The organism is Mesoflavibacter sp. SCSIO 43206, assembly GCF_019904215.1.
In the GTDB taxonomy this organism is placed as follows: Bacteria; Bacteroidota; Bacteroidia; order Flavobacteriales; family Flavobacteriaceae; genus Mesoflavibacter; species Mesoflavibacter zeaxanthinifaciens.
The window spans coordinates 1528948-1542267 of the sequence record NZ_CP063201.1 but is presented as its reverse complement, the minus strand read 5'-3'; the positions used below and the strand labels follow the sequence as shown (position 1 = coordinate 1542267).

Sequence of the window (13320 nt, the reverse complement as noted above, 5' to 3'; positions counted from 1 at the left end):
TAATAATTAATAGTGACATTTACCACATTCTAATCCACCCATTTGAGCAGCAGTAAGGTTTTCAACACCATACTTTTTAGATAATTGCTCGTGGATTTTTGTGTAATAAGCGTTGTCTTTAACTTTTACATTGGTCTCTCTATGACAGTTAATACACCATCCCATTGTTAATGGTGCATGCTGACTCATAATTTCCATTTCTTCAACAGGACCATGACATGTTTGACACTCTACACCTGCAACAGTTACGTGTTGCGAGTGGTTAAAGTATGCAAAGTCAGGTAAGTTGTGTATTCTTATCCATTTAACCGGAGAAGTTTCACCAGTGTATTTTTGCTCAGCATCATCCCAACCTACAGCTGCATAAAGCTTTTTTATTTCTGCATTGTAATCAACTCCATATTCAGCTAAACCTTCTTGTTGAGTCTCTGGCGCTACTTCGTAAATTGATTTATGACAATTCATACAAACGTTTAACGAAGGAATACCAGAATGCTTGCTAACTCTTGCTGAAGAGTGACAATATTTACAATCTATACCATTTTCTCCAGCGTGAATACGGTGAGAATAGTGAATTGGCTGTACCGGCTCGTAACCTTGATTAACGCCAACTTGCATAAAGTAACCGTAGACAAAATATGCCGAAGCTAACAACAACACAATTACACTTACCAATACTAAAAATTGATTTTGAATAAATGCTTTCCAAATAGGTGTACGTTTTGTAGATTCTAATTCAACACCTTTAGCCTCAGCAAAACGACGTAATGTTTTGTTTACTAAAAATAACGCGATTGCTAATAAAGCAAATAACAAACCTAAAGCACCTAAAATAATATCGTTTGAAATACCACCTTCTACTTGAGCTGTTCCTGTCTCTGTTCCAGGAGTTTCTGGTGGTGGCGGAGCTGCTTCGGTAGCAGTGTATGCTAAGATATTATCAATATCTGCATTAGATAACTGAGGAAATGGAGTCATTGCTGCACCACCATATTCTTCATAGATTTTGACAGCATAAGCATCTCCAGCCTTAATCATTGATGGACTATTCTTAATCCAAGTGTATAACCACTCTCTATCTAAGCCTTGTTCTTCAGAAAGACGCTGCTCTACATTACGTAGCGCCGGACCAGTCATTTTCTTATCAAGCTTATGACAAGCCGCACAATTAGCATTGAACAATGATTTTCCTGCTACAGGATCGCCATCTTGAGCGAAAAGCGAGGTAGAAAAAGTTAGTAAAAAAATTAAGCTTAAACGAAGGGAATTAATGCCTAACTTACGGTGAATCACCTGTTTCATATTATATATTGAATTTACTTCTTGACTTTGGTATGATTTTTTCATCTATATTTTACAAACACAGTTATAAAATGCGCTATGCAAAAGTAATATTTAAAGTCGATTTTAGAAATGTTAGCGAACTGTTAATTGGTAATTTAGAGTAATTCTAAATAATAAATTAACTAATAAATAAGTTTATAAAATTTACATTTGCATTAAACAAAGATAAAAATGAATAAAATTAATACCTTAAAAACCTTATTGTTAACAACCATTATTATTCTATTTAGTAATGAAATATTTGCTCAAAATGGAAATATTACCGTTAATGAAGACGATAAATTGACTAAAGTTATAGAGATTAAAAAAGATCTAAATAAGGAGAATACAGATTTTAATAAATATAAAATTCAGATTTTCTCAGGCTCATTAGCAGTAGCTGAAAAAGAGAAATCAAAATTTATAAATTCTTATGAAAAATGGTCTAGTGAGTTGGTTTATGAAACGCCAAATTACAAGGTATGGGTAGGTCGTTTTAGAAGCAGATTAGAAGCTGATAGAGCGCTTATTGAGATTCAAAAGAAATTCCCTTCAGCATTCATTTTTAAACCTAAAAAAGACAAAGATTAAGATTGTTTTTTAGTTAAAATAAAAAAGCGATTCTAATATCTTTAGAATCGCTTTTTTTTATGATTTAAGTTAAAATTACTTTAACTTCTTTTTTACTTCTACTTCATGGAATGCTTCTATAACATCTCCAATTTGAATGTCGTTGTAGTTTTTAATCTGAAGTCCACAATCGTATCCTTTAGACACTTCTTTAACATCGTCTTTAAAGCGTTTTAGAGAAGCTAATTCGCCTGTATGAACCACAACTCCATCTCTAATAATTCTAACCTGAGATGATCTTAAGATTTTACCGTTAGTAACCATACATCCAGCAATTGTACCAACTTTAGATACTTTAAACAATTCTCTAATTTCTACAGTACCTGTAACTTCTTCTTTAACTTCTGGAGATAACATACCTTCCATAGCGTCTTTAAGATCGTTAATAGCGTCATAGATGATAGAGTATGTTCTGATATCTACTTCTTCTTGATCTGCAATTGTTCTAGCATTACCAACTGGACGAACATTAAATCCGATAATGATGGCATCTGAAGCTGATGCTAACAATACATCACTTTCTGTAATTGCACCTACACCTTTGTGTAAGATTTTAACTTGAATTTCTTCAGTTGAAAGCTTTTGGAAAGAATCTGTTAATGCTTCTACAGAACCATCAACATCACCTTTAAGAATAATATTTAACTCTTTAAATGTTCCTAATGCAATACGACGACCAATTTCATCTAACGTTAATGTCTTAGTTGTTCTAACATCTTGCTCACGTTGTAATTGCATACGTTTGTTTGCAATTTGTTTAGCTTCGCGCTCATCTTCAAAGACATTAAACTTATCACCTGCTTGTGGCGCACCATCTAATCCTAGTATTGATACTGGAGTTGATGGACCAGCAACTTCTACATCATGACCTCTTTCGTCATGCATTGCTTTAATCTTACCACTATGTTTACCAGCTAATACGTAATCTCCAATTCTTAATGTACCTGCCTGCACTAAAACGGTTGCAACGTAACCACGTCCTTTATCTAAAAACGCTTCTACAATTGTACCAACTGCTGGTTTATTTGGATTTGCTTTAAGCTCTAATAATTCTGCTTCAAGTAAAACTTTTTCTAATAAATCTTTTACACCTGTACCTACTTTTGCAGAGATATCGTGAGATTGAATTTTTCCTCCCCAATCTTCTACAAGTAAATTCATACTTGCTAAACCTTCTTTAATCTTATCTGGATTAGCTGTCGGCTTATCTATTTTGTTAATTGCGAAAACAATTGGTACTCCTGCAGCTTGTGCGTGAGCAATTGCTTCTTTTGTTTGAGGCATAATATCGTCATCAGCAGCTGCTACGATTATTGCAATATCTGTAACTTGTGCACCACGAGCACGCATTGCCGTAAAGGCTTCGTGACCTGGTGTATCTAAAAAGGCTATTTTTTGACCATTTTCAAGCTCTACACTATATGCTCCGATATGCTGGGTAATTCCTCCTGATTCTCCTGCGATTACATTTTCTTTACGTATATAATCTAATAAAGATGTTTTACCGTGATCTACGTGCCCCATAACAGTTACGATTGGTGCACGAGATTCTAAATCTTCTGGTTTATCTTCTACTTCTTCAATAGACTCTTCTATATCTGCAGTCACAAATTCTACTTCATAACCAAATTCTTCTGCTACAATAGTTAATGTTTCTGCGTCTAAACGCTGATTCATTGTTACCATCATACCAAGAGACATACATGCTGAGATAATAGATGTTACTGGTACATCCATCATTGTTGCAACTTCGCTTGCTGTAACAAACTCGGTTACTTTTAGAATTTTACTATCTGCTTGTTCTGCTTGTAAGTCTTTTTCGGTTTTTTCTCTGTGCTGCTCTCTTTTTTCTCTTCTATATTTAGCACCTTTACCTTTGTTAGACTTTCCTTGAAGTTTCTCTAAGGTTTCGCGGATTTGCTTTTGTACTTCTTCTTCGCTTGGCTCTTCTTTTACAGGAGCGCTTTTACGTCCTTTTTTACCTTTAAACCTGCTGTCTTTTTTATTATTGTTATTATTTCTGTTATTACCAGAGTTGTTGTTATCTCCTGGTTTAGAAATACGTCTTCTTTTCTTTTTGTTTGAAGAATCGTTAGATTTTTTATCGTCTTTCTTTTTCTTAGGCTTATTAAATTGAGAAAGATCTATTTTATCTCCAGCTATTTTTGGACCAGAAAGCTTTTTATATTGGGTCTTTATGGTTTCTTCTGCTGGTTCTGATTTTACTTCTTCAGCTTTTGTCTCTTCAGCTTTTGACTGTTCTTTTTTAGGCTCTTGTTTCTTTTCAGCTTCAACTTTAGACTTTTCTATTTTAGGAGCAGCAACATCTTCCTTTTTAGAAACTTCTTTTGAGACGTTTTCTTCTTTTGGCTTAGGCGCTTCTTTGGCTTTTTCTGTGGTTGGCTTTTCTTCTTTTTTAGCCTTTTTACCTTGGTCTAAGTCGATTTTACCGACAGTTTTAGGACCAGAAAGTGTTTTTGAAGCCTTAACAACTTTTTGCTCTTTTTTAAGAGCTTCTTCTTTTGCTGCTTTTGCTGCTTTTTCCGCCTCTTCTGCTTTCTGCTTTGCCTCTAATTCTTTTTCGCGCTTTAGCCTAAGTTCTTCTTTTTCTTTATTCTTTTCTTCATTTACTTTTTGCGACTTGATTTTTTTATTTGCATCAGTCTCAAATTCGTCAGAAAGAATATTGTAAGTGTCTTGCGAAATTTTTGTAGTAGGACGCTTCTCTATTTCGATACCTTTAGAATCTAAGAATTCTACAGCACGATCTAAAGAGATGTTAAGCTCGCGTAATACTTTATTTAATCTAATTGTTTCAGCCATAAATTGCCTTTAACCTTGTTTTTTTTCAAATATATGTTAATCTTCGAATTCTTCCTTAAGAATTCTGATAACATCTAAAATTGTTTCTTCTTCTAGGTCTGTTCTTTTTATTAAATCTTCTACGTCTTGTTCTAGTACACTTTTTGCTGTATCCAGACCTACTTTAGAGAACTCGTCTATGATCCACTCTTCGATTTCGTCCGAGAATTCTCTTAATTCTACATCTTCTTCTGCACCTTCACGTAACACATCAATTTCATATCCTGTTAATTGACCTGCTAGACGTATATTGTGTCCACCTCTACCAATTGCTTTACTTACTTCTTCTGGTTTTAAGATGGCTTCTGCTCTTTTATTTTCTTCATCTATTTTGATAGATGTTACTCTTGCTGGGCTTAATGCACGCGTAATATACAACTGTAAATTGTTTGTATAGTTAATTACGTCTATATTTTCGTTTCCTAACTCGCGTACAATTCCGTGAATACGAGATCCTTTCATACCGACACAAGCTCCAACAGGATCTATTCTATCATCATAAGAATCTACTGCTACTTTTGCTTTTTCACCTGGTATTCTTACTACGTTTTTAATGGTGATTAATCCGTCAAATACTTCAGGGATTTCTGATTCGAATAATTTTTCTAAGAACTTTGGCGATGTTCTTGACATAATAATTGCTGGCTTATTCCCTTTTAGCTCTACACTATCAATAATACCTCTTACATTATCTCCTTTTCTGAAGAAATCTGATGGTATTTGTTTGTCTTTAGGTAGGATAATTTCATTTCCTTCATCGTCTAATAAAATTACAGCTCTGTGACGTATATGGTGCACTTCTGCTGTATATAAATCGCCTTCTAATTCTTTAAATTGCTTATAGAGATTTGTATTATCGTGCTCGTGAATTTTTGAAATTAAGTTTTGGCGTAATGCTAAAATTGCACGACGACCAAGATCTATTAATTTTACTTCTTCAGATACATCTTCACCTACTTCAAAATCAGGTTCTATTTTACGAGCTTCGGATAATGAAATTTCTTGATTTGGATCTTCTACTTCTCCATCTGCAACAACTATTCTATTTCTCCAAATTTCTAAATCTCCTTTATCTGGGTTTATAATTATATCAAAATTATCGTCATCTCCAAATTTCTTCTTTAATGCATTTCTAAATACATCTTCTAAAATAGCCATTAGTGTAACACGATCTATTAACTTATCGTCTTTGAATTCTGAGAAAGATTCAATTAATGCTATATTCTCCATAACTCTATTACTGAATTAAAATTTTATAATCACTTTAGCCTCTAAAACGTCTTTAAAAGCAATATTTTCTTTTTTTTGAACTGTTACTTTGCCTTTACCAACTGGTTTAGGCTCTCTCGCTTTCCACTCTAAAGTTATTCCGTCTTCTGATACAGATGTTAACTTTCCTTCAAACTTACCGTTTTCGGTCTTAACTTCAAGTGTTCTTCCTACATGTTTAGCAAATTGTCTTGGTAATTTAAACGGTGCTGCTGCGCCTGCTGACATTACATCTAAAGAAAAGTCATACTCCTCTCGATCAATATTATGCTCTATTGCACGACTAATATAAATACAATCCTCTACAGTAACGCCTTTATCTCCATCTATTATAATTTTAATAGCGTTATCATTAGACATTTTAAAATCTATCAAAAATAAATCTTGACGTTCTTCTAATGCTTTGTTTAATAAATTCTTGACTATATCTGTAAACATGTGTAAGTATAAAAAGAGGGGACATTTCCGTCCCCTCAATTAATCTTTTTTCTTTCAACGCTGCAAATATACACATTTTTATTGATTTACATAATATTTTGATTATCAATTTTTATTCATAAATTTATAAGACTATCCACCCAAAAAAACATCTTTTTATGAAAAAAATATTAGTACCAACAGATTTTTCTAACGAAGCTGAAAATGCTGTAAAAGTGGCTGCAGAATTAGCTAAGAAGCACAATTTTGAAATTGTATTATTACATATGCTAGATTTACCTATACAACAACTTAATACTGGAAGCGCTCCTGCAGATTTACCTGAGGCTATGTACTTTATGAAACTTGCACACAAGCAGTTTGAAGATGTTTTAAAAAAAGATTACCTAAAAGATATTACTGTTACCGAAACTGTAGATTTTCATGACATCACTAAGGGTATTCTTGAAACTTGCGAAAAAGAATCTATAGATCTTATTGTAATGGGATCGCATGGCGCAGAAGGATTAAAAGAGCTCTTTATTGGGTCTAACGCAGAAAAAGTAGTAAGACACTCTAAAACACCTGTTTTAGTTATTAAAAACAGGCATGAACATTTTGACATTAAAGAATTTGTTTTTGCTTCTGACTTCAAAAATGACAATAAAGAAACTTATAGCCAAGCGGTTAAGCTAGCCCAACTTTTTGATGCTAAGATTCACCTTTTATACGTAAATACACCTAGTAATTTTGTCACTACTGCTACTTCAAAAGTTAGAATTTTTGACTTTATTGAAGGACAAAACTATAACAACTACACTATTAATATTTACAATGACGAAACTGTAGAAAAAGGCATTTTAAACTTTTCTAAAATCATTAATGCAGATTTGATAGGTATTAGCACTCACGGTAGACAAGGTATAGCTCACTTTTTTAACGGAAGTATTAGTGAAGATTTAGTTAATCACGCCAATAGACCTGTAATCACATTTAAAATTTAATCTACTAAATGCCTTAAAATAAAAAAGCTTCCTAAAATTAGGAAGCTTTTTTGTTGGCCTACTAGGGCTCGAACCTAGACTCTTCTGGACCAAAACCAGACGTGTTGCCAGTTACACCATAGGCCAATAACCTTATTGAGCGTGCAAATTTAAAACATTCTTTTATTTGTACAAATATTTTTTAAAGAAATTATCAATAAAAACTTAACGTTAACTTAAAAACCTTACTTATAACATAATAATTACTAAATTCGCCCACGTAAATAAAACAAAACATATGATGTCCTTAAGTTTTAAAAAATGGAATCTAATTTTAGGTTGGTTCGCTTTTTTAATTGCATTAATCACATACTCTTTAACTGTAGAACCTACAGTTAGTTTTTGGGATGCTGGAGAATATATTTTAACTGCTTCTAAATTACAAGTTGGTCATCCACCAGGAGCACCTTTATATCAAATGCTTGGTGCTGTATTTTCTGTTTTTGCTTTAAACCCAGATCAAATTGGACTTTTAATGAATATGATGAGCGCCGTATCTAGTGCTTTTACCATTTTATTCATGTTTTGGACTATTGTTTTAATTTTAGAAAAAATTTTAGGAGAAGGCAAGACTCTTAAAAGCAGTCAACAAATAGCTGTTTTAGGAAGCGCTTTAGTTGGATCTCTAACTTTTTCATTTACAGATTCATTCTGGTTTAATGCAGTAGAGACAGAAGTATATGCTATGGCTATACTTATAATGTCTATAATGTTTTATTTGGGCTTACGTTGGGAAAAAGACATGCACAAACCACGTGGCAATAGATGGCTAATCTTAATTGCATTTGTTATAGGTTTATCGTTTGGTATTCACTTTATGGGATTATTAACCATACCTGCTATTGGTCTAATTTATTATTTCAAAAATTATAAAAAAATAACTGTTAAAAATTTTATTATAGCTAATGTGGCTTCTGTAGCCGTTCTGCTTTTTATATTCAAACTAATGTTTCCTAATGTACTTAGGTACTTTAGTGCTTTAGAGTTATTTTTTGTAAATCAAATAGGTCTACCTTTTAATTCTGGCTCTATCATTGCTGGTATTTTACTTATAGCGGCTTTTTATTATGGATTAAAATATACTAGAGCTAAAAAACTTTATGACTTTAATACTGGTATTCTTTGCTTGTTATTCATTTTAATAGGTTCATCATCGTGGTTAATGCTACCTATTAGAGCTAATGCCAATGTAGTAATTAACGAAAACAACCCTTCAAGCGCTAGAGAACTTTTAGCCTATTATAACTTAGAACAATATCTAGAAACACATCTTTTTTACGGACCTTTATTTACTGACCAATATTCTGGTTTAGATGAAAATGAACCATATGTTGACGACAAGCCTAAATATGAAAAAGATGAAACTACAGGCAAATACATTATAGTTAACGATTACAAAAACGCTAAGCAAAACTACAACTCTAAACACGCTGCGGTATTACCTCGTATGTGGAGCGCAGAAAACGCAGAAAACTATATGCTTTTTACTGGTTTTTTAGATTTTAGAATAAAACCTGCTTACCAAGGAGAACCACGTTTAGAACAATCCATTTTAGACTTTAAAAATGATGTTGTTAAAGGGAGAATTGATTATGAAGATTACCATAATTTTTTAAAGCAATTTGGTCAATTTTTAGATGTAGAAAAACCTTCTTTTGGAGATAACCTTGCTTTCATGTTCGAGTACCAATTAGGTTACATGTATTGGCGTTACTTTATGTGGAATTTTGTTGGTAGACAAGATGATATACAAGGTAAACTAGACCAACACGGTAATTGGATTAGTGGCATTCAATTTATTGACGAGCTTCATTTAGGGCAATCTCAAGATAATCTACCAAGCGATGTGAAAAATAATAAAGCAAGAAACACTTATTATTTCCTTCCATTTATATTAGGGTTAATTGGACTATTTTTTCTTTTTAATAAAGACAAAAAATTATTTTGGGTTATGCTAGTATTTTTCTTGTTTACAGGAATTGCTATTCAAGTCTACACAAACGTAAGACCTTTTGAACCTAGAGAACGTGATTATTCTGTAGTTGGCAGCTTTTATGTTTTTGCTATTTGGATTGGGTTTGGAGTATATGCCATCTTTGATATGCTAAAAAAATATCTTTCTGGTAAAATCTTAGCTTCAATTATAACTGTGCTTTGTTTAGCCTTAGTCCCATTAATTATGGCTACTCAAAATTGGGATGATCATGATCGTTCTGACAAGTACACAGCTTTAGCTATGGCTAAAAAATACCTAGATTCTTGTGATGAAAATGGTATTTTATTCTCAATTGGTGATAACGACACCTTTGCGCTTTGGTATGCTCAAGAAATTGAAAAATATCGTACCGATGTGCGTGTTGTCAATACAAGTTTATTCCAAACAGATTGGTACATTGATCAAATGAAACGTCAAGCTTATGAAAGCGAGCCAATACCATCTGCTCTTACACATGACAAATACAAACATGGGACAAGAGACTATATAATGAAGCGTTTACGTACTAAAGATACATTAGCTATAAAGGAGTTTATGACCTTTATAACAAGTGACAATCCAAAAACTAAGCTAAAACACATAATGCAGCAAGAAGGAGATGATGTATCTTCTTACCCTAGTCAATTAATTAACTCAAATTATTTCCCTGCAGAACATGTCCGTATTCCTGTAGACAAAAAAGAAGTAATTAAAAACGGAATTGTTAAAGCTAAAGATAGTGCCTTAATAGAAGATAATCTTTACATAACAATAGACGATAGTGCTATATATAAAAACAGATTACTAATGTTAGATATTGTAGCAAACAATAATTGGCAACGTCCAATCTACTTTACAGGTGGCGCATTTGGAGATGATGATTACATTTGGCTTAAAGATTATCTGCAATTAAACGGAATGGTTTACAAATTAGTACCTATAAAAACTCCTGTATCTAGAGCAAACCCATACGATATGGGACGCATTGACACAGATTTTATGTATAATAAAGTCGTAAATTGGGATTGGGGAAATAGTGGTGGAGACATCTATCATGACCCAGAAACACGAAAAAACTCGATCACTTACCGCGGTAACTTAGCTCGTTTAATAGAAGCTTTATTAAACGAAAACAAACTAGACAAAGCAGAAGAAATTGCAGATATTGCTATGGAAAATATGCCTGTTGATAAATACGGATTCTACACGCTTTTAGAACCATACATTAGCACATATTATGAGGTAAATAATAAAGAAAAAGCAAGACAATTGTTTAAAGAGGTTGCAACAAAATACCAAGAATATTTAAGATACTATGGTAATTTAACGATAGAAAACCAAGAGTATAACTTTACAGAAATCCTAACTAACATCGAACGTTATAAGGCTTTAGTAGATGTTCTTAGAAGTTACGACAAAGAGTTTGCAGAGCAAGAAACAAAAGCTTTTAATAACTATCTTGATTTATTTAAGCATTTTTATGAAGAAGAACCTACAGCAAAACCAATGTCTGAAGAAGAGTTCTTAAAAGAATTTGATACTGTTTTAAAAGCTGAATAAATGTTAGCTTTTCCTGTAAAAATTCCAATAATAATTAAACGTCTTTTTCCTAAATACATATGGGAAAAGACGTTTTCTAATAAAACATTATACCTAACCTTTGATGATGGTCCAACTCCTGAAATTACAGAATGGACATTAAACACATTAAAACAATTTAATGCAAAAGCAACTTTCTTTTGTATAGGAGACAATGTAAAAAAATACCCAGATATACTTCATAAAATAAATCTAGATGGTCACAGTATAGGCAATCATACTTTTAATCATATAAACGGTTGGAGTAATAAAACCAACTCTTATGTCAACAACACAGAAAAAGCTCAAAACACTTTAGAAAAAGAGTTAGGTTTAGAATATTTTTCAACTAAAAAATTATTTAGACCGCCATACGGAAAGATTAAAAATAAGCAAGCTAGACAACTAATTAAAAAAGGCTACCAAATTGTAATGTGGTCTGTAATTAGTTATGACTGGAATATAAATTTAAGCGGTAAGGATTGCTTAAACAATGTTTTAAAACATACTAAAGATGGTAATATAATCGTGTTTCACGATAGTATTAAGGCTAAAAAAAATTTACAATACACGTTACCAAAAGTACTATCTTATTACTCTGATAGAGGCTACAGTTTCAAAAGTCTTTAAATAAACTGTTCTACAACATTAATTATAGAGTTTGCATCTAGCTGTCCTGTTTGCCTCCATTTCATCTCTCCATTTTTATAAATAATTAAGGTTGGCAAACCTTTAACTCGTAAAGCCTCAGACAGCTCTTTATTTTTATCCAGATCTATCTTAATGACTCTTGCTTTATCTCCCAATGCAGCTGCAACATCCCTTAAGACCGCATGCATGTTTTTAGATGTTTCATCCCATTCTGTAAAAAAATCTAAAAGCACAGGAATTTCTACATCAATTAATTCTCCAAATTTTGACATTTGATTAAAGCTTTTGTATTAACGTATCTTTAAAAATAAAACATTTAGTTTAATTTAAGCCTCTTGAGGTCCTTTTTTAAGCTTAATAACCGTTATTTCTGGCCAAATACCTACTCGACCAGGAAAAGCCAAGTAACCAAATCCTCTATTTACGTTTATTATTTGTTTGTTTTGTTCATATAAACCAGCCCAATATTTATAACGCCATTTTGCTGGGCTCCATTTTATCCAACCTGGTATTTCTATTCCAAACTGCATACCATGTGTATGACCACTTAATGTTAAATGATAGTGTAAAGGATGGGTGACAGCAACTTTTTCCCAGTGTGTTGGGTCATGAGACATTAAAATTTTAAAATCATCTTGATTTACGCCTTCAGAAGCTTTATCTAAATCTCCAACTTGTTTAAAACCTGCTCCCCAATTTTCAACACCTATCAAAGCTATTCTTTCTCCATTTCGTTCTAAAAATCTATTTTCATTTTTCAACAAATCAAAACCCATTTCTTTTTGAATTTCAAAAAGATACTCTAAGTTTTCTTGCTTAGCAGTTTCGTTTGGCCAGTTCATATAATCTCCATAATCATGATTTCCTAAAACTGAAAACACACCATCTTTTGCTGATAATTTTGAAAAAGTGCCTTTCCATTGTTCCATCTCAGAAGCCTCATTATTAACCAAGTCTCCAGTAAATAATATCACATCAGATTGCTGTTTATTAATTAAATCTATTGCATATTCTATTTTTTCTTTATTATCAAAGCTTCCAGAATGTACATCACTAATTTGTGTGATTTGATAACCATCAAAAGCTTCTGGTAAATCTGGATATTCTAAAGTATAAGTTAACACTTTGTAATTATATCTTCCTTTATAAATTCCATAAAGCATGGATGCAAATGGTATTGCTGCAATACCTAAAGCTATTTGGCTTATAAATTTCCTTCTAGAAGGCAAATAAAAGGTTTCTTTATCTCCAAACACTTTTTGATATGCTCCGTATAAAATACGGATTACATCTTCTGTAAATAAAAAAGAAATCAGTACTACTTTTAAAGCAATAACAGTTAGAAAAAAACCTAAAGCATAACTCTTAGCTGGTGTAAGTACACGACCTTGAGTTGGTATTATAAACTGGTAAACTAAGTTTACTAATACCATTATTGTAAGCGCAAAAAACAAGAAATAAATCCATTTTTTACTTGTTAAAGTCTTTACCGATTGAAAAGCATAAAAATTAAAAATTCCGTATAAAACTATTATTATAATCCAGCGTAACATATCTATAATTTTAACAAAA

General features: G+C 32.3%; 10 protein-coding genes and 1 tRNA gene. 4 read left to right on the top strand and 7 right to left on the bottom strand.

All coding sequences use genetic code 11. The annotated features are described in order from the left end of the window. Window positions 1-6 precede the first annotated feature (6 nt). Entirely contained in the window at window positions 7-1302 is a 1296-nt protein-coding gene (locus INR78_RS07145; protein WP_223078043.1) for an ammonia-forming cytochrome c nitrite reductase subunit c552, read from the bottom strand. A 213-nt stretch (window positions 1303-1515) separates the two neighbouring features. Here INR78_RS07145 and INR78_RS07140 point away from each other — a divergent pair, with 213 nt between their 5' ends. Beyond that, the gene (locus INR78_RS07140) at window positions 1516-1914 is read left to right on the top strand and encodes an SPOR domain-containing protein (protein ID WP_223075981.1); all 399 of its coding nucleotides are present in this window, start codon (window positions 1516-1518) and stop codon (window positions 1912-1914) included. 75 nt (window positions 1915-1989) lie between these two features. Here INR78_RS07140 and infB read toward each other — a convergent pair whose 3' ends face one another. The 3 genes from infB to rimP are packed head-to-tail and all read right to left on the bottom strand — an operon-like array spanning window position 1990 to window position 6522. Next, window positions 1990-4776, bottom strand: a complete 2787-nt coding sequence (gene infB, locus INR78_RS07135) for a translation initiation factor IF-2 (protein WP_223075980.1) — start codon at window positions 4774-4776, stop codon at window positions 1990-1992. A gap of 36 nt (window positions 4777-4812) precedes the next feature. After that, entirely contained in the window at window positions 4813-6045 is a 1233-nt protein-coding gene (nusA, locus tag INR78_RS07130; RefSeq protein WP_223075979.1) for a transcription termination factor NusA, read from the bottom strand. Between the two features lie 15 nt (window positions 6046-6060). After that, the gene (rimP, locus tag INR78_RS07125) at window positions 6061-6522 is read right to left on the bottom strand and encodes a ribosome assembly cofactor RimP (RefSeq protein WP_223075978.1); all 462 of its coding nucleotides are present in this window, start codon (window positions 6520-6522) and stop codon (window positions 6061-6063) included. A gap of 158 nt (window positions 6523-6680) precedes the next feature. On the opposite strand from rimP, the gene INR78_RS07120 reads away from it, so the two are divergent. Continuing rightward, entirely contained in the window at window positions 6681-7505 is an 825-nt protein-coding gene (locus tag INR78_RS07120; RefSeq protein ID WP_223075977.1) for a universal stress protein, read from the top strand. Between the two features lie 53 nt (window positions 7506-7558). Here INR78_RS07120 and INR78_RS07115 read toward each other — a convergent pair. Next, window positions 7559-7631: transfer RNA gene (locus INR78_RS07115), tRNA-Gln, on the bottom strand. Window positions 7632-7782: 151 nt separating this feature from the next. On the opposite strand from INR78_RS07115, the gene INR78_RS07110 reads away from it, so the two are divergent. Together INR78_RS07110 and INR78_RS07105 are read left to right on the top strand one after the other, a co-directional pair. Continuing rightward, the gene (locus tag INR78_RS07110) at window positions 7783-11079 is read left to right on the top strand and encodes a DUF2723 domain-containing protein (RefSeq protein WP_223075976.1); all 3297 of its coding nucleotides are present in this window, start codon (window positions 7783-7785) and stop codon (window positions 11077-11079) included. Further along, complete coding sequence (locus INR78_RS07105; RefSeq protein ID WP_223075975.1) at window positions 11080-11727, top strand: polysaccharide deacetylase family protein; 648 nt, start codon at window positions 11080-11082, stop codon at window positions 11725-11727. Here the strand turns inward: INR78_RS07105 and INR78_RS07100 are convergent. Continuing rightward, a complete protein-coding gene (locus INR78_RS07100; RefSeq protein ID WP_223075974.1) occupies window positions 11724-12020 on the bottom strand; it encodes a co-chaperone YbbN in 297 nt (98 codons plus the stop codon). The two genes, INR78_RS07105 and INR78_RS07100, sit on opposite strands and share 4 nt — an antisense overlap. A gap of 54 nt (window positions 12021-12074) precedes the next feature. After that, on the bottom strand, window positions 12075-13301 hold the full coding sequence (locus INR78_RS07095) for a metallophosphoesterase (RefSeq protein ID WP_223075973.1): 1227 nt from the start codon (window positions 13299-13301) through the stop codon (window positions 12075-12077). Window positions 13302-13320: the final 19 nt, after the last annotated feature.